The organism is Hydrogenophaga sp. H7, from assembly GCF_002025745.1.
In the GTDB taxonomy this organism is placed as follows: Bacteria; Pseudomonadota; Gammaproteobacteria; order Burkholderiales; family Burkholderiaceae_C; genus Hydrogenophaga; species Hydrogenophaga pseudoflava.
The window spans coordinates 23,145-37,974 of the sequence record NZ_MCIC01000005.1 but is presented as its reverse complement, the minus strand read 5'-3'; the positions used below and the strand labels follow the sequence as shown (position 1 = coordinate 37,974).

General features: G+C 64.8%; 20 protein-coding genes and 1 pseudogene. 13 read left to right on the top strand and 8 right to left on the bottom strand.

All coding sequences use genetic code 11. The annotated features are described in order from the left end of the window. Positions 1-37: 37 nt before the first annotated feature. Entirely contained in the window at positions 38-1,729 is a 1,692-nt protein-coding gene (locus tag BC358_RS05590) for an AMP-binding protein (RefSeq protein WP_079365063.1), read from the bottom strand. 180 nt (positions 1,730-1,909) lie between these two features. On the opposite strand from BC358_RS05590, the gene BC358_RS05585 reads away from it, so the two are divergent. Both BC358_RS05585 and BC358_RS05580 read left to right on the top strand, forming a co-directional pair. Then, a complete protein-coding gene (locus BC358_RS05585) occupies positions 1,910-2,434 on the top strand; it encodes an ABC transporter ATP-binding protein (protein ID WP_079365062.1) in 525 nt (174 codons plus the stop codon). After that, positions 2,419-2,604: a hypothetical protein gene (locus BC358_RS05580; RefSeq protein ID WP_079365061.1), complete on the top strand. Its 186-nt coding sequence runs from the start codon at positions 2,419-2,421 to the stop codon at positions 2,602-2,604. Before BC358_RS05585 ends, BC358_RS05580 begins: the two co-directional genes overlap by 16 nt. Here the strand turns inward: BC358_RS05580 and BC358_RS22470 are convergent. After that, the gene (locus BC358_RS22470) at positions 2,601-2,702 is read right to left on the bottom strand and encodes a GpE family phage tail protein (protein ID WP_218669468.1); all 102 of its coding nucleotides are present in this window, start codon (positions 2,700-2,702) and stop codon (positions 2,601-2,603) included. The genes BC358_RS05580 and BC358_RS22470 overlap by 4 nt on opposite strands. A 44-nt stretch (positions 2,703-2,746) precedes the next feature. Then, positions 2,747-3,028 (bottom strand): phage tail assembly protein, encoded by a 282-nt coding sequence (locus BC358_RS05570; protein ID WP_079365059.1) that lies wholly within the window; start codon positions 3,026-3,028, stop codon positions 2,747-2,749. A 5-nt stretch (positions 3,029-3,033) separates the two neighbouring features. On the opposite strand from BC358_RS05570, the gene BC358_RS05565 reads away from it, so the two are divergent. The 5 genes from BC358_RS05565 (at position 3,034) to BC358_RS05545 (ending at position 5,949) form a co-directional block, all read left to right on the top strand. Further along, on the top strand, positions 3,034-3,447 hold the full coding sequence (locus BC358_RS05565; RefSeq protein ID WP_306292787.1) for an SPASM domain-containing protein: 414 nt from the start codon (positions 3,034-3,036) through the stop codon (positions 3,445-3,447). A 1-nt stretch (position 3,448) separates the two neighbouring features. Further along, on the top strand, positions 3,449-3,769 hold the full coding sequence (gene qhpC / locus BC358_RS05560; protein WP_066160465.1) for a quinohemoprotein amine dehydrogenase subunit gamma: 321 nt from the start codon (positions 3,449-3,451) through the stop codon (positions 3,767-3,769). A 20-nt stretch (positions 3,770-3,789) separates the two neighbouring features. After that, positions 3,790-4,917, top strand: coding sequence for a quinohemoprotein amine dehydrogenase subunit beta (peaD, locus tag BC358_RS05555; protein WP_079365058.1), 1,128 nt, complete (start codon positions 3,790-3,792; stop codon positions 4,915-4,917). 124 nt (positions 4,918-5,041) lie between these two features. Further along, positions 5,042-5,548 carry a GAF domain-containing protein gene (locus BC358_RS05550; protein ID WP_066160461.1) on the top strand — a complete coding sequence of 169 codons (507 nt, stop codon included), beginning with the start codon at positions 5,042-5,044 and terminating at the stop codon, positions 5,546-5,548. After that, positions 5,536-5,949 (top strand): response regulator, encoded by a 414-nt coding sequence (locus tag BC358_RS05545; protein WP_079365057.1) that lies wholly within the window; start codon positions 5,536-5,538, stop codon positions 5,947-5,949. The genes BC358_RS05550 and BC358_RS05545 overlap by 13 nt, the downstream gene beginning before the upstream one ends. 19 nt (positions 5,950-5,968) lie before the next feature. Here the strand turns inward: BC358_RS05545 and priA are convergent, their stop codons facing one another. The 3 genes from priA to BC358_RS05530 all read right to left on the bottom strand — a co-directional run bounded on the left by priA (position 5,969) and on the right by BC358_RS05530 (position 10,711). Then, entirely contained in the window at positions 5,969-8,095 is a 2,127-nt protein-coding gene (gene priA, locus BC358_RS05540; protein ID WP_079365056.1) for a primosomal protein N', read from the bottom strand. A gap of 390 nt (positions 8,096-8,485) precedes the next feature. After that, the gene (hemE, locus tag BC358_RS05535) at positions 8,486-9,583 is read right to left on the bottom strand and encodes a uroporphyrinogen decarboxylase (RefSeq protein ID WP_079365055.1); all 1,098 of its coding nucleotides are present in this window, start codon (positions 9,581-9,583) and stop codon (positions 8,486-8,488) included. A gap of 84 nt (positions 9,584-9,667) precedes the next feature. Further along, a complete protein-coding gene (locus BC358_RS05530; RefSeq protein WP_079365054.1) occupies positions 9,668-10,711 on the bottom strand; it encodes an integron integrase in 1,044 nt (347 codons plus the stop codon). Between the two features lie 124 nt (positions 10,712-10,835). Here BC358_RS05530 and aadA1 point away from each other — a divergent pair. The 4 genes and pseudogenes from aadA1 to BC358_RS21755 all read left to right on the top strand — a co-directional run bounded on the left by aadA1 (position 10,836) and on the right by BC358_RS21755 (position 12,963). Further along, a pseudogene (gene aadA1 / locus BC358_RS05525) lies at positions 10,836-11,674 on the top strand (ANT(3'')-Ia family aminoglycoside nucleotidyltransferase AadA1). A 25-nt stretch (positions 11,675-11,699) separates the two neighbouring features. Next, positions 11,700-12,338, top strand: coding sequence for a hypothetical protein (locus BC358_RS21765; protein WP_143434188.1), 639 nt, complete (start codon positions 11,700-11,702; stop codon positions 12,336-12,338). Positions 12,339-12,460: 122 nt separating this feature from the next. Further along, positions 12,461-12,691, top strand: a complete 231-nt coding sequence (locus tag BC358_RS21760; protein WP_143434187.1) for a hypothetical protein — start codon at positions 12,461-12,463, stop codon at positions 12,689-12,691. A gap of 14 nt (positions 12,692-12,705) precedes the next feature. Then, positions 12,706-12,963 (top strand): hypothetical protein, encoded by a 258-nt coding sequence (locus tag BC358_RS21755; RefSeq protein WP_143434186.1) that lies wholly within the window; start codon positions 12,706-12,708, stop codon positions 12,961-12,963. Between the two features lie 260 nt (positions 12,964-13,223). Here the strand turns inward: BC358_RS21755 and BC358_RS05520 are convergent, their stop codons facing one another. Further along, positions 13,224-13,427: a hypothetical protein gene (locus tag BC358_RS05520; protein ID WP_066160449.1), complete on the bottom strand. Its 204-nt coding sequence runs from the start codon at positions 13,425-13,427 to the stop codon at positions 13,224-13,226. A gap of 220 nt (positions 13,428-13,647) precedes the next feature. Here BC358_RS05520 and BC358_RS05515 point away from each other — a divergent pair, with 220 nt between their 5' ends. Both BC358_RS05515 and BC358_RS05510 read left to right on the top strand, forming a co-directional pair. Continuing rightward, positions 13,648-13,860 (top strand): DUF4287 domain-containing protein, encoded by a 213-nt coding sequence (locus BC358_RS05515; protein WP_079365053.1) that lies wholly within the window; start codon positions 13,648-13,650, stop codon positions 13,858-13,860. A gap of 18 nt (positions 13,861-13,878) precedes the next feature. Further along, entirely contained in the window at positions 13,879-14,154 is a 276-nt protein-coding gene (locus tag BC358_RS05510) for a DUF2164 domain-containing protein (RefSeq protein WP_066160441.1), read from the top strand. Between the two features lie 16 nt (positions 14,155-14,170). Here BC358_RS05510 and BC358_RS05505 read toward each other — a convergent pair whose 3' ends face one another. Continuing rightward, positions 14,171-14,797: a thioredoxin family protein gene (locus BC358_RS05505; protein ID WP_079365052.1), complete on the bottom strand. Its 627-nt coding sequence runs from the start codon at positions 14,795-14,797 to the stop codon at positions 14,171-14,173. Between the last annotated feature and the right edge of the window lie 33 nt (positions 14,798-14,830).

Sequence of the window (14,830 nt, the reverse complement as noted above, 5' to 3'; positions counted from 1 at the left end):
GTGTCCGCCCAGGACCCCGGGGGCTTCTTTTTGGAGGTCAGTCCTTGAGCTCGGGGAAGTCGCGGTCGAAGAACTCGTCCGGCAGGCGCTCGTCCACGCCGCGCGCCTGTTCGGCGCGGCGCAGCTCGACGCGGCGGATCTTGCCCGAGATGGTCTTGGGCAGGTCGGCGAAGGACAGGCGGCGGATGCGCTTGTACGGCGCCAGCCGCTCGCGGGTGAAGGCGAAGATGTCGCGCGCCAGCTCGGGGCTGGGCTGCTGGCCGGCCACCAGGACCACCACCGCCTTGGGCACCGACAGGCGCACCGGGTCGGGGCTGGGCACCACCGCCGCTTCCGCCACCGCCGGGTGTTCGATCAGCACGCTCTCCAGCTCGAAGGGGCTGATGCGGTAGTCGGAGGACTTGAACACGTCGTCGGCGCGACCGACGTAGGTGATGTAGCCCTCGTCGTCGACGCTGGCGACATCGCCGGTGCGGTAGTGGCCGGCGCGGGTGGCCTCGGCGGTCTTGCCGGCGTCGCCGGCGTAGCCGACCATCAGGCCCAGGGGCCGCTGCTCGCCCAGCACCAGCGCCACCTCGCCCTCGCGCGCGGGCCGGTCGTCGACGTCGAGCAGCGCCACGGTGTAGCCCGGTAGCGGGCGGCCCATGGAGCCGGGCTTGACCGGCTGGCCGGGCGGGTTGCCGATCTGCGCGGTGGTCTCGGTCTGGCCGAAACCGTCGCGGATGGTGATGCCCCAGGCCTTCTGCACCTGGTCGATCACCTCCGGGTTCAGCGGCTCGCCGGCCCCGATCAGCTCGCGCAGCCGGGTCTTGACCGCGGCCAGGTCCTGCTGGATCAGCATGCGCCACACCGTCGGCGGCGCGCACAGGGTGGTCACCTCGTACTTCACCAGCACATCGAGCAGGGCGGCCGCGTTGAAGCGGCTGTAGTTGTAGAGGAACACGCAGGCGCCGGCGTTCCAGGGCGCGAAGAAGCAGCTCCAGGCGTGCTTGGCCCAGCCCGGCGACGAGATGTTCATGTGGCGGTCGCCGGGCTGCAGGCCGATCCAGTACATGGTCGACAGGTGGCCCACCGGGTAGGACTGGTGGGTGTGCAGCACCAGCTTGGGCTTGGAGGTGGTGCCGGAGGTGAAGTACAGCAGCAACGGGTCGTCGACGTGCGTCGCGCCGTCCGGGGTGAAGCGGTCGGACGCCGCCGCCGCGTCCTCGAAGGCCTTCCAGCCCGCGGGGGCGCCCCCCACGGCGATGCGGCCGAAGTCACCCGGCAGCGGGTCGAACTTGGCGGTGTGGGCCGCGCCGACCACGACGTGGCGGACCTGTCCGCGCTCCAGCCGGTCCAGCAGGTCGTCCGGGGTGAGCAGCGTGGTCGCCGGGATCACCACCGCGCCCAGCTTGAACGCGGCCAGCATGGTCTCCCACAGCGGCACCTCGTTGCCGAGCATGAGGAGGATGCGGTCGCCGCGCCGCACCCCCTGTTCGCGCAGCCAGTTGGCCACCCGGTTGGAGCGCGCCGAGAGCTCGGCGAAGGACAGCCGGGCCTCGCGGCCGTCTTCCTCGACGATCCAGAGCGCCGGGTGGTGATTGCCCTCGGCCATGGCGTCGAAATAGTCCAGCGCCCAGTTGAAGTGCTCCAGCCGGGGCCAGCGGAAATCGCGGTACGCGGTGGCGTAGTCGCTGCGGTGCTGCAGCAGGAAGTCGCGTGCGGCCAGAAAGTCGCGGACAGCGCTCATGGGGTCTCCTTTGTTGTGATGGAAGGCAGGGCGGCCTTGTCGTCCGGGCGCGCCGCCTGTTGCTCGACCTTGGCCGACAAGCCGCGCTTTCCGGTAGCCACTTTTGGCAATCGTAGCGGCCTGCGGCCTGCCCGCCACAGGGCCCTTGGGCGCGTCGCGGCGCTGTGCCACCATGCCCGCATGTTCGGCCTGCTCGTTCCCTTGCTGGCTCGGCGGCGCCCGGAGGGCGAGCGCCGGCACTGGGCGTGGCTGTCCGGTTTCGTGCGGCCGCGCGCACGCGCCATGGCCGGCGTGATGGCGCTGTCGGTCATCGCCACGGCCCTGGTGCTGCTGCAGCCGCTGCTGGTCAAGCGGCTGATCGACGACGGGCTGATCGCGCGCAGCCACGAGGTGCTCTGGACCACCGCCCTCTTCATGCTGCTGGCCGGGCTGGCGGCCACGCTGCTGGCCGGTCTCAACCGCTACCTGCACACCAGGCTCTCGGCCGCGGTGCTGTTCGACCTGCGGCACGACCTGTTCGCGCACCTGCAGCGGCTCTCGCCCTCGTTCTGGGCGCGGCGCCGCACCGGCGACGTGATGTCGCGGCTGGACGGCGACATGGCCGAGATCCAGCGCTTCGCGGTCGACAGCCCGTTCGCTGCGCTTTCCGTGGCGGCCGGCGCGCTGGGCATTGGTTCTATAGTTGGGCCATGTCCCGCTTCCTGACCACCCCCCGAATCCTCGCCGCGCTCGCTGTCGTGGTCGGGTTTCTCGTCGCCATCCCGGCGCTGGGCGGGGACGGCTGGTCGGGTCTGGTCATCGTCGGCGCGTTGTTCATCGTGCTCGGCTTCTTCGGTGCGGCGCTGGCGGGCGTCAGCCGCCTGGACAGGCTCTAGTCCTTGCTCCCGCTGCGCGCCAGCGCCTTGGCGTGCCACCCCATCAGTTCTTCCAGCGGCATCGGCCCGGTGATCGCCGGGGTCCACCCCTGGAACACCACAAACAGGTTGGCGTCTACCTCCTGAGCGTCGTCTGGCAGGCTCAGTCCTGCGCCGTCGTCGTCGCCGGCTTCGCCTCGAAAGAACCGATCACGGCCACCCCCAGTTCCAGCACTTCGGCCAGGTCCATGGCGTCCACGTCGGCCTTGGTGATCGTCGGCTGCGCGATGCGTGGCAGCAGAACACCCAGGGCGTTCACGTCCATCTGCATCAGGTCCATGAGCTTGATGCCGCGCAGCTCGCCGGTGGCGGGCTTGCGCAGCGTCAGTTCGGCGACTTCGCCGGTGGAACGCTTGATGGGGGTGGATAGCTTGACGGTGGTCATGGCTCATCACCGACCTGCACGAAGGCCAGCGCAAGGCGCTGCCCTGCGGCGCGGGGCTGAAGATGCTGGCGGTGGACCACGAGGGCGGCCTCAACCTCTGCCACCGCTTCACCGGCTCCTCGCTGCCGACCTTCGGCGACGTCAAGACCGGCATCGAGAAACAGGCCCTGGGCGAGTTCCTCGACCAGCGGCTGGACCGCTCGGGCACCGGCTGCGAGACCTGCCGCATCCGCAACTTCTGCGCCGGCGGCTGCTACCACGAGAGCTACGCCCGCTACCAGGACCCCGTCCACCCGACCTACCACTACTGCGAACTCATGCGCGACTGGGTGGATTTCGGCATCGGCGTCTACAGCGAAATCATGGCCAAGAACCCGTCCTTCATCGACCGCTTCATCTCACCGCGAAAGGTGCACTGACATGAAACACCTCCAAGCCATCAACCAGAAGGCCCAGCTGCTGGACCAGGCGGCCGAACAGAACAAAGTGGAAGACGTGGTCGCCATGCAGAGCGTGGCCGGCTGCACCGCCACCTTCGATCCCGGCTGGGAGGTCGACGCCTTCGGCGGCGTCGCCTCGCTGTGCCAGCCCATGGAGGCCGACCTCTACGGCTGCGCCGATCCCTGCTGGTGGCCGGCCCAGGTGCCGGACACCATGAACACCTACCCGGACTGGGGCAAGCAGACCGCCAGCACCAAGGACGACTGGCGCAATCTCGGCTCCGTCTTCCCCAACGAGTGACCCGCCACCGGAGAACCCGCATGAACAAGACCTTCGCCCCCGCGTGGCAGGCGCTCGCGCTGGCCACCGCTTTGCCCGCCGCCGTGCACGCCGCGCCGCTCAACGCCGACAAGCCCCTGGTTCCGGGCGACGAGTACCTGGTGGTCGGCAACTACCCCGACAACCTGCACGTCGTCGACCTCAAGACCGACAGCCTCTACAAGACCTGCGCCGTGCCCGGCTCGGTCGGCCCCGCCACCCTGGTCATGTCGCCCGACAAGGCCACGGCCTACCTCATCACCAACCGCTTCGACGAGGTGCACGGCATCGCGCTGGACAGCTGCAAGCTGGTGTTCCGCGCCAGGATGTCGCAGAAGGCCGACGAGCGCGCCAAGGCGCTGTTCGCGCTCTCGCTGAGCAACGACAGCAAGCAGCTCTACGTCATCCAGACGCCGACCACGCTCCATCCCGACCACTACCGCGTCGGCCAGCCGCGGCTGGCGGTCTACGACGCGCTGGCCGGCGAGGGCGCCCAACCGCTGCGCACCATGCCGGCGCCGCGCCAGGTCACAGTCATGGCCACCGGCCACGACGGCTCGCTCTACATGGTCGGGCCGGACATCTACAAGTTCGACCCACAGACCGGCCAGCACACCGTCGCCATCCCGTCGCGCAACTGGAAGCGCGCACGCTACGCCCAGCCCGACGTGTTGAGCGTCTGGCCGCTGCGCAACGCCAACGACGACTTCACCATCCTCTACACCACGGCGAAGTTCAAGGGCAAGACCGACGACCCGGCCACGGCCGACTGGATCTACGGCTACTTCAACGTCAACCTCAAGACCGGCCAGACCGAGACGCGCGACTTCGGGCCCTTCACCGAGATCTACTTCACGGGCGTGCGCTCTCCCAAGGACCCGAACCTGATGTACGGCGTGCTCAACCGGCTCGCCAAGTACGACATCCGGCAGAAGAAGCTGCTCAAGGCCGCCGAGATCCCGCACTCGCACTACACGGTCTCGATGAACCGGGACGGCAGCAAGGTGTACCTGGGCGGCACCTGGAACAACCTCGCGGTGTACGACGCGGCCGATCTCAAGCCGCTGAGCACGCTCGCGCTGCCGGGCGGCGACATGGGGGCCGCGGCGCCGCAGACCTTCACGCGCTAGGGACGGGGCCGCCAGGACCCGTGGACCAGGATCACGACCACCCGGCGGTGGTTGTGATTCAAGTTTTCTGCCGTGTCTGCCGAGATGCAACACAAAGGGCGTACATCTGCCCTGGGAGAAAACCATGATCCTGGCCCCCATTCCCGAGTACGACAGCCAGCGCCTGAAGGCGCTGCGCAAGCTGCTCATCCTGGACACGCCCTCGGAGGAGCGGTTCGACCGCATCACGCAGTTCGCCATGCGGGAGTTCGACATGCCCATGGCCCTGGTGTCCCTGGTGGACCGGGACCGGCAGTGGTTCAAGTCGAACTTCGGCATCGAGGACCGTGAAACGCCCAGGGACATCTCTTTTTGCGGCCACGCCATCCTGGAGCGCAACATCCTGGTGGTGCCGGATGCGCTGAAGGACGAGCGTTTCCACGACAACCCGCTGGTGGTCAACAAGCCCTGGATCCGCTTCTACGCCGGGGCGGTGCTGCGCATGCCCTATGGCGTGGCGCTCGGCACCCTGTGCGTGATGGACACCCGGCCGCGCCAGATGGACCCGGTGGACCAGTCCATTCTGGGGTCCCTGCGCGACCTCGTGGTGGAAGAAATGCTCCGCCAGGAGGCCGCACCATGCCAACCCTGATCGGCGTCCGCCGGTTGCCGCGCATCCTGCTGGTCGAGCCGGACGGTCTGGTCCGGGGGACGGTGGCGTCCGTCTGCCGCGAACTTCAGCTGGCCCACGTCATTCAGGCGGGCAGCTGCGACCTGGCGACGAAGCTCCTGGTGGACGATTCGCTGCAGGCGGGCATCGTGTCCCTGTCGGATTGCGGGTCGGGCCTGGACCTGCTCACCCGTCTGCGCGAGGGATCGTTCGTCTGCTCGGCCGACATGCCGGTGGCCATGACAGCGCCCGGCATCGACGCCACCATGGCCGCACGGCTCAAGGAACTGCGCATCCGGCGCCTGCTGCTCAAGCCGTTCAAGATCCGCGATCTGATCGCCACGGTGGAGGCTTTGCTGGCCGCGGCCACGGTGCCTGGCTGAGGCACGCAGCGCGGGGGCTTCATATCACCAGCGGGTCCACGTCCACCGCGAAGCGCAGCAGCCCGCGCGCGCCCGGCACGCTGCGGCCGTCCAGCAGCAGCGGCTGCCAGGCCGCCAGGAAGCGCTGCAGCGCCGCGCGCGAGGCGCTTTCCACCAGCAGCTGCGCCCGCTCGACATTGGCCACGCGCTGGATCGTCAGCGGCACCGCCGGGTAGAGCGTCACCTCGTCTCGGTGCGGCAGGCCCTCGGCGGCCTCGGCCGCGGCGTTGAGGAAGGCCTGGGCCGCCTCCTGCGTGCGCGCATCGGCGCGCAGCAGCGCCTGGGCGCCGAAGGGCGGCATGCCCGCGGCCTCGCGCTCGGCCAGCTGGGTGGCCGCAAAGCCGGGGAAGTCGTATTTGCGCAGCGATGCGAACAGCGCGTGCTCCGGGTGCCAGGTCTGCACCCACATCTCGCTGGCGCCGGACTGCGCCGCGTCGCGCCCGGCCCGCCCCGCCGCCTGCATCAGCAGCGCAAACAGCCGCTCGGGCGCGCGGTAGTCGCTGGCGAACAGGGCGGCGTCGGCGTTCACGCTGGCCACCAGGGTGATGCGCCGGAAGTCGTGGCCCTTGGCCACCATCTGGGTGCCCACCAGCACGTCCACTTCGCCGCTGTGCAGGGCCGCCAGCTGCTGCTCCAGGCTGCCCTTGAGCCGCGTCGTGTCGGCGTCCATGCGCGCCACCCTGGCGGTCTGGCCGTCGGGGCGCTTCACGTCCGAGAGCAGGCCGGCCAGCTGTTCCTCGATCTGCTCGGTGCCGCGCCCCACCGGCGCGATGTCCAGGTTGCCGCAGTCCGGACAGGACCGCGGCACGCGCGAGCTGAAGCCGCAGTGGTGGCAGCGCAGCGTGCGGTCGAGCTTGTGGAACACCCGGAAGGCGCTGCAGTGCGGGCACTGGCTTTTCCAGGCGCAGGCGTCGCACGAGAGCACCGGCGCGTAGCCGCGGCGGTTGAGCAGCACCAGGCACTGCTCGCCGCGCGCGATGCGCGCCTCCATCGCCGCCAGCAGCGGCGGCGCGATGCTGGCCCCCTTGGGCTGGTGGTTCATGTCCACCAGGCGCAGCCGAGGCAGGGCGCCGCCGCCGATGCGCGCCGGCATCTCCAGCCGCCGGTAGCGCCCCTGGTCGGCCGCGTGCCAGCTCTCCAGCGAGGGCGTGGCCGAGCCCAGGATCACCTGGCAGCGCTGGCCGCGCGGCGCCAGGGCCTCCGATTCCACCTTGGCGCGGTACACCGCCAGGTCGCGCGCCGAATAGCGCGCGCCGTCCTGGCTCTTGTAGCTCGGGTCGTGTTCTTCGTCGACCACGATCAGGCGCAGCCCGGGCATGGACGCGAACACCGCCATGCGCGTGCCCAGCACGATGCGCGCCTGCCCGCTGTGCGCCGCCAGCCAGCTCGCCAGCCGCTGCGCCGGCGTCATGCCGCTGTGCATGGACACCACCGCACCCTCGCCATAGAGCGGGGCAAAACGTTCGCGGAAGCGGGCTTCAAGCTGCGGCGTGAGGTTGATCTCCGGCACCATCACCAGCACCTGGGTCGGCGGTTCGCCTTCGGACGCGGCCTGCGCCAGTGCGTCTTCGGTCGCGCGCAGGTAGACCTCGGTCTTGCCGCTGCCGGTGGCTCCGTAGAGCAGCACCGGCTCGGTCGCCGTCGGCAGCGCCGCCAGCACCGCCGCCTGTTCATCGCTGGACGGCGGCGCCACCGTCGCGGCGCCACCGACCCGGTCGGCCGGGGCCGCGGTGTTGGCCCGGCGCTTGAGCCGCCGCGCCAGCTGCACCGCGTCCAGCTCGCGCAGTTGCGGCGGCAGCGCCGCCAGCGCCACCTCGCCCAGGCTGCGCTGGTAGTAGCGCGCCGAAAATGCAACCAATTGTTGCCAGGCGGCGCTCAGCGGCGGCAGCCCTTCCAGCGCTCCGATCACCGACTTCGCCTGCGCCGGGTCCAGCCCCGGCGGCGGCTCGTCCGGCCCGCTCCACACCACACCCAGCACCTCGCGCGTGCCCAGCGGCACACGCACCAGCGTTCCCGGCGCGAGCGACAACTCACTTCGGTAACTCAGCGCCGGCCCCAGACCGCTGTGGGCGGGGGTCGCAACGACCACGCTGGACCAAGTAGGCATATTTGGCGCTTTTTCCTCAGTTGAACTGTCGAAAAGCCGGGTAAGTCATTGATTTGTCAAGGCTTCTACAGCTGTCCAGATTTTCTGTGGATAACTTTGTTGATAGATGTGTTTGCAGGCGCGGGAACCCTTGTAAATCAAGGGCTTTCTTAAACTGCCCGTAAAAATGGCAAACCACAAAGCTCAATGAAATCAATGACTTGCAAAACCAACCCCTCCGGGGTAGTGGGCAATGGTGATGCAATGTACCTTCTGCACCGCAGCAAAAAATTTGTGCATAACCAAGGCCTGTCAAGCGCTGTTTCTCAGAAAAATCTGCGCCGGGTGGCTTGACATGCGGCCGCGGCGGCGCTCCGCAAGGCACGGCGCGGCTTCCGGGCCGATGGAGTCTTAAGGTCGCGCGCGCAGGCGCTTCGAATGCGCGTGCACCGCGTCCACCAGCACCTTCACATGCTCCGGCGGCGTGAACTGGCTGATGCCGTGGCCCAGGTTGAAGATGTGCGTCGGGCCCGTGCCGGCGCCCTGGTGCGGCGTGCCGAAGCTCTCCAGCACGGCCGCCACCTCGCGGTCGATCGCCTCGGGCGGCGCGAACAGCACGTTCGGGTCGATGTTGCCCTGCAGCGCCTTGCTGTCGCCCACCGCGGCGCGTGCCTTGGCCAGGTTCACCGTCCAGTCCAGGCCCAGCGCCTCGCAGTCCAGATCCTTCATATCCTGAAGCCACAGGCCGCCGCCCTTGGTGAAGACGATGCGCGGGATTACCGCGCCAGTGGCGTCGGTGCGGTTGAGCTGCGCCAGCACGCGCTTCGTGTAGGCCAGCGAAAAGTCCTGGAACTTGCCGTCGGCCAGCACACCACCCCAGCTGTCAAAGATCATCACCGCCTGCGCGCCGGCGGCGATCTGCGCGTTCAGATAGGTCGCCACCGAATCGGCGTTGATCGCCAGAATGCGGTGCATCAGGTCCGGGCGGCTGTACATCAGGCTCTTGACCGCGCGGTAGTCGTCCGAACCGCCGCCCTCGACCATGTAGCAGGCCAGCGTCCAGGGGCTGCCCGAAAAGCCGATCAGCGGCACACGGCCGTTCAGCGCCTTGCGGATGCTGGTGACGGCGTCGAACACATAGCGCAGCTGGTCCATGTCCGGCACGGCTAGCGTCGCCACGTCGGCCTCGGTGCGGACGTTGCGCGCGAACTTCGGCCCCTCGCCCTGCGCGAACGACAGGCCCAGGCCCATCGCGTCCGGCACGGTCAGGATGTCCGAGAACAGGATGGCCGCGTCCAGCGCGTAGCGCTCCAGCGGCTGCAGCGTCACCTCGGTGGCGTAGTCCACATTGGTGGCCAACCCCATGAACGAACCGGCCTGGGCGCGCGTGGCGCAGTACTCGGGCAGGTAGCGCCCGGCCTGGCGCATCAGCCACACCGGCGTGTGGTCGGTGGACTGGCGCAGGCAGGCGCGCAGGAAGGTGTCGTTCTGCAGGGGGGCAAAGCTCATGGCGTGGTCCGGTGCGGGGGCTTCAAAAGGAAGCCGGGATTATCCCGCGCGGGACATGCGAGCCGGTTTGCGCTGGCTCAGGGGTCAGGCGGGCAGAACTTGCTGCAACCCCAACGCATCCAGCGGACTGGCCGTGCCGCCGGCCGCCACCTTCAGCACATGCGTATAGATCATGGTGGTCGATACGTCCGAATGCCCCAGCAACTCCTGCACGGTGCGGATGTCGGTGCTTGCCTGCAGCAAGTGCGTAGCGAAGGAGTGGCGCAAGGTGTGGACCGAGACGTGTTTGGCAATACCGGCCTGGGCGACGGCCTTTTTCAGTTGCCGGTTCAGTCGCTCCTCAAACAGGTGGTGGCGACGCTCCACGCCGGTTTGTGGATCGATCGACAACTTGTGCGATGGAAATACCCAGAACCAGGCCCAGCTTTCTCCCGCACGCGGGTACTTGCGCTCCAGCGCGTGGGGCAGAAATACACCGCTGCGCCCGTTGGCTCGGTCCTGCCCCCATAGTGCCCGCCCATGGGCGAGTTGGCTCTGCAATCGCGGCACCAGGGCCTTTGGCAACATCACCACCCGGTCCTTGTCACCCTTGCCGCTGCGCACCACGATGGCATGGCGGTCAAAGTCCACATCCTTCACGCGCAGGCTCAGCGCCTCGCGCAGGCGCAACCCGCTTCCATACAGCAGGGCCGCCATCAGCGCCTCGGTCCCTGTCATGAGGCCGAGGACGGATTGCACCTCTTGCACCGTCAGCACCACCGGAATGCGTTTGCGCTCCGGCGGGCGGCCGATCTGCTGCATCCACGGCAGTTCCATGCCCAACACCTGGCGGTAGAGAAACAGCAGTGCGTTGAGCGCTTGCCGGTGCGTGGCCGGCGCCACCTGCTTCTCGGTTGCCAGCATGGTGAGGAAACCCTCCACTTCGGGCTGTCCCATGTCGCGCGGGTGCCGGAATTCGCCGCCGCTGCGGGCGGCCCACAACACAAACGCCTTGGCCCAGTAGACGTAAACCTTCTCCGTCTGTAGGCTGTAATGCAGGTAGCGAACCCGTTCGCGCACCTGATCCAGCAGCCGGGCGGACCGGGGAGGGACCCATTCGGATTTGTCGGATCTGTTAAACCTGTTCATGCATCCAGTATGATGCGCTACAGGCTTGATTTCAAACAAATTTTAGGGACGTCATGCGACTTTGTTTAACGGCAGCGGTTGTGGGTATCCGGCGTATTGCCGGTTTAAATCAAAGTTAAACATCATGAGGGAAGCGGTGATCGCCGAAGTATCGACTCAACTATCAGAGGTAGTTGGCGTCATCGAGCGCCATCTCGAACCGACGTTGCTGGCCGTACATTTGTACGGCTCCGCAGTGGATGGCGGCCTGAAGCCACACAGTGATATTGATTTGCTGGTTACGGTGACCGTAAGGCTTGATGAAACAACGCGGCGAGCTTTGATCAACGACCTTTTGGAAACTTCGGCTTCCCCTGGAGAGAGCGAGATTCTCCGCGCTGTAGAAGTCACCATTGTTGTGCACGACGACATCATTCCGTGGCGTTATCCAGCTAAGCGCGAACTGCAATTTGGAGAATGGCAGCGCAATGACATTCTTGCAGGTATCTTCGAGCCAGCCACGATCGACATTGATCTGGCTATCTTGCTGACAAAAGCAAGAGAACATAGCGTTGCCTTGGTAGGTCCAGCGGCGGAGGAACTCTTTGATCCGGTTCCTGAACAGGATCTATTTGAGGCGCTAAATGAAACCTTAACGCTATGGAACTCGCCGCCCGACTGGGCTGGCGATGAGCGAAATGTAGTGCTTACGTTGTCCCGCATTTGGTACAGCGCAGTAACCGGCAAAATCGCGCCGAAGGATGTCGCTGCCGACTGGGCAATGGAGCGCCTGCCGGCCCAGTATCAGCCCGTCATACTTGAAGCTAGACAGGCTTATCTTGGACAAGAAGAAGATCGCTTGGCCTCCCGCGCAGATCAGTTGGAAGAATTTGTTCACTACGTGAAAGGCGAGATCACCAAGGTAGTCGGCAAATAATGTCTAACAATTCGTTCAAGCCGACGCCGCTTCGCGGCGCGGCTTAACTCAAGCGTTAAATTAGGGAAGCTTATGAGCAACGACCCAAGAACAGAACCTCTAGTGGAGTGGAATCGGCTGGCTCGGGAAAATACCGAAAATGCAATTGTTTCATCTATGTTTGAAGCATCTGCTAAAGCAAGCGAACCCCTGGAGAAATTTTCCACATGGCTGCTTGTTGGCGCTGCAGCAATCGCATCTTTTTTAATCGTAAACTCAGATCAAATAATTAATTTGGTCCGCAAAGTTGGCTATTTATCTTGCGGTGCGTTCTTATGCCTTTCGTGCATTTTTGGCTTAATTTCAAAAATATACGCATTACGTTGTAAAATTGGTATTGAAGTTAGCTCTGCCGTAAGAAATACCTTCTCTATACATTTGGCAAACTACGAAAAGGAAGAAGAAAAAATTCAAGAAAGTGCAAGTTTCTGGGGAATTACACTTGAAACCGGTGTTCGTATTGAAAGAGTGCTTAATGAATTTTACAAGCCACTACCAAAAATAATCGCATGGTATTCACGCCGTATATTGGAAAAACACAAAGGCAATCCTCAAGTAGGTCATATATTGCTTATTTCCATGCTAAATAAACAAGGCTTATTTACAATGCTTCAAGCCTTGTCGTTTCTAGGTTTTTTAATTGCAGGCTTTGCTTTTGCAGCAAAAATTTAACAAGGCACTGCACCTGACGAATTGTAAGTAGCGCTTATGCAATATCGCTACGCTAAATTTATCGCAACGCGCTACTTACAATTCGCAGGTGAGCGCAACGTTAGGCGATTTGGAGGTGTCTCATGGGCGTGATAGATACAAACACCTACACACTGACCTGCGCTTGCGGCGTTCAGGAATCATTGACCTTGGCGCAGTACGGCTCCGCCTATGCGGCTGGTGAATGGCAAAAGGGCAAGTCGCTTGCTCGTTTCACGGTGGAGTGGGAGACCCCGCTGAATTTCGTCGCACCAAATGTTACAGCAGCTAAATGCAACGCATGCGGCGGAACCCCAGAAATTAAAGTCTCGTAAAGGCGAATGGGCACATGAAGCTCGATACCAAGAAAAAACGAATTTGGTTTGTTATTTGGTGCGCATGGTCAATCGGTTGGCTGGTCGCATACATCATTGGTGGTTTTTATGTGCTTCGCGATTGCAAGCTTCACTTGTCAGAGCTGATGGCCTGCGAGTATGACTTCAAGTTTGGAGGCTTCATTTTCTTCGCTTTAATTATCCCGCTTATTTTGCTATCTGCCTCATTGGTTATTTCAAAGATAAAGTCGTGGATTTCCAATGGCGCATAGAAAATCGCCTAACAATTCATATATGGACTCCCCCTCAACAGCAAGGGACTGACCGATTGGGGACCGTGGGGTAGAGCACCTGCAGTCGTATATCCGGCATCTGGAGTGGGATCGTCAATGTCCCGTGCCGACATGGAATCTGCGTCACCGCATCGCCACACGCTGCAAGCGGCAGGCAAGCTGCCGGAAGAGTTATCGGCGCAGTGCGGTGTGGGAGGAACCCGGTGGGTCCGCCCACGCAATCGTCGGCGAAGACCCGTTCAGTGCCGCGTCTCGACCACGGGATGCGCATACTCCCGGCCGACCAGTGCGCGTGCGCCGAGGTAGGCGTTCCGCAAACGCTCGGACAGTTCGTCCATCCGCACTTCGCCGCTGGCGTCGCACGGGATGGCGATCCCGCGGCCGGGATCGAACAACGAGGCAAACCGCAGCTGATGCGCCGGTGTGTTGAGTTGAGTCAACATGACGTACCCCACTTCCGGGCGACAAGGCCGAGTCGCTGAATCAGGGTTCTCTGATCCGGCCCTTGTGCCCTTGGTCGCCCTGCAAGAGGCACACCTGCATCTTCGGCACATCCGAACAGTGGAAAAGGGCGAAATGGCGTTGAAAAGCGGGGTCTCTTCGCGCTGTCGAAAACGGGTCGCACCGTTCGTCGTGTCAGGCAACCACTCACAGGAGCAACCGATGACCACCGAAGCAAGCGTCAAGGGCCCCGCCTCGTACTTTCCTTCCATCGAGAAGAAGTACGGCCAGCCCATCGATTACTGGATGACAATCCTCGCCCGGGCAGGCGACCGCAAGCACATGGAGCTGGTCGCGCTGCTCAAGGCCGACCACGCCATGGGCCATGGCCACGCCAATGCGCTGGTGGCCTGGCATCTGGCGCGCAAGCAATAACCATCCCCGGAGACCTCCGTGCCCATCGAACTGCCCAAGGACCAGCGCGCCCAGGCGATCCAGTCCATCGAGCGCTACTTCCGCGAACACATGGACGAGCCCATCGGCAACATCGCCGCAGGTGGCCTGCTGGGGTTTTTTCTCGAAGAGATCGGCCCGGTGGTCTACAACAAGGCCGTGGCCGACGTGCAGGAGCGGCTGCAGCAGCGGGTGTCGGAGCTGGACCTGGAGGTCCACGAGGACGAGTTCGCCTACTGGCGAAAGTACGAGCGCGGCGCCCGCGGGAAGAAGTGAGCGCCGCGGGCGGGGTTCAGGCCGCGCCGCTCTTGTACTTGATGCTGCAGCCGTAGGCCCGGCTGGTGGAGACGCTGACCGGCTGGCCCGCGAGCAGCTCGGTCAGGCCCTGGCGCACGTAGTTGGTGGCCGTCTGGATGTCGGATTCGCGCGCCGACGGGATGCTGTCGATGCCGCCCGCGTAGACCAGCAGGCCCTGGGCGTTGACGATGTACATGTGCGGCGTGACGCGGGCGCCGAAGGAGGCGCCGGCCTTGCCGTCCGGGTCCATCAGCGTGGCCGTGGGGCTGGCGCCCTTGTCGCGCATCCAGCGCGCCAGCTTCTCGGGGTCCAAATAGTCGCCGCTCTGGGTTTCGGTCGAGTTGACCGCCAGCCAGACCACGCCCTTCTGGGTGAAGTTTTTCTGCAGCGCCTGCATGTTGCCGTTGTAGTGCTTGCGCACGAAGGGGCAGCCCGGGTTGTTCCATTCGAGCACCACCAGCTTGCCCTTGAACTGCGACAGGCTGACGGCCTGGCCGGCGGTGTCGGCGAGGCGGAAATCGGGCGCCGGCTGGCCCACCGCGGCGGCGGCCTGGGCCAGACGGGGCAGCAGGGCGGCGGAGCCCAGGGCGGCGAGGCTGGTGATGAAGGGGCGTCGTTGCATCGTGAATCTCCGGTCGGTGATTGAAACGGCGAC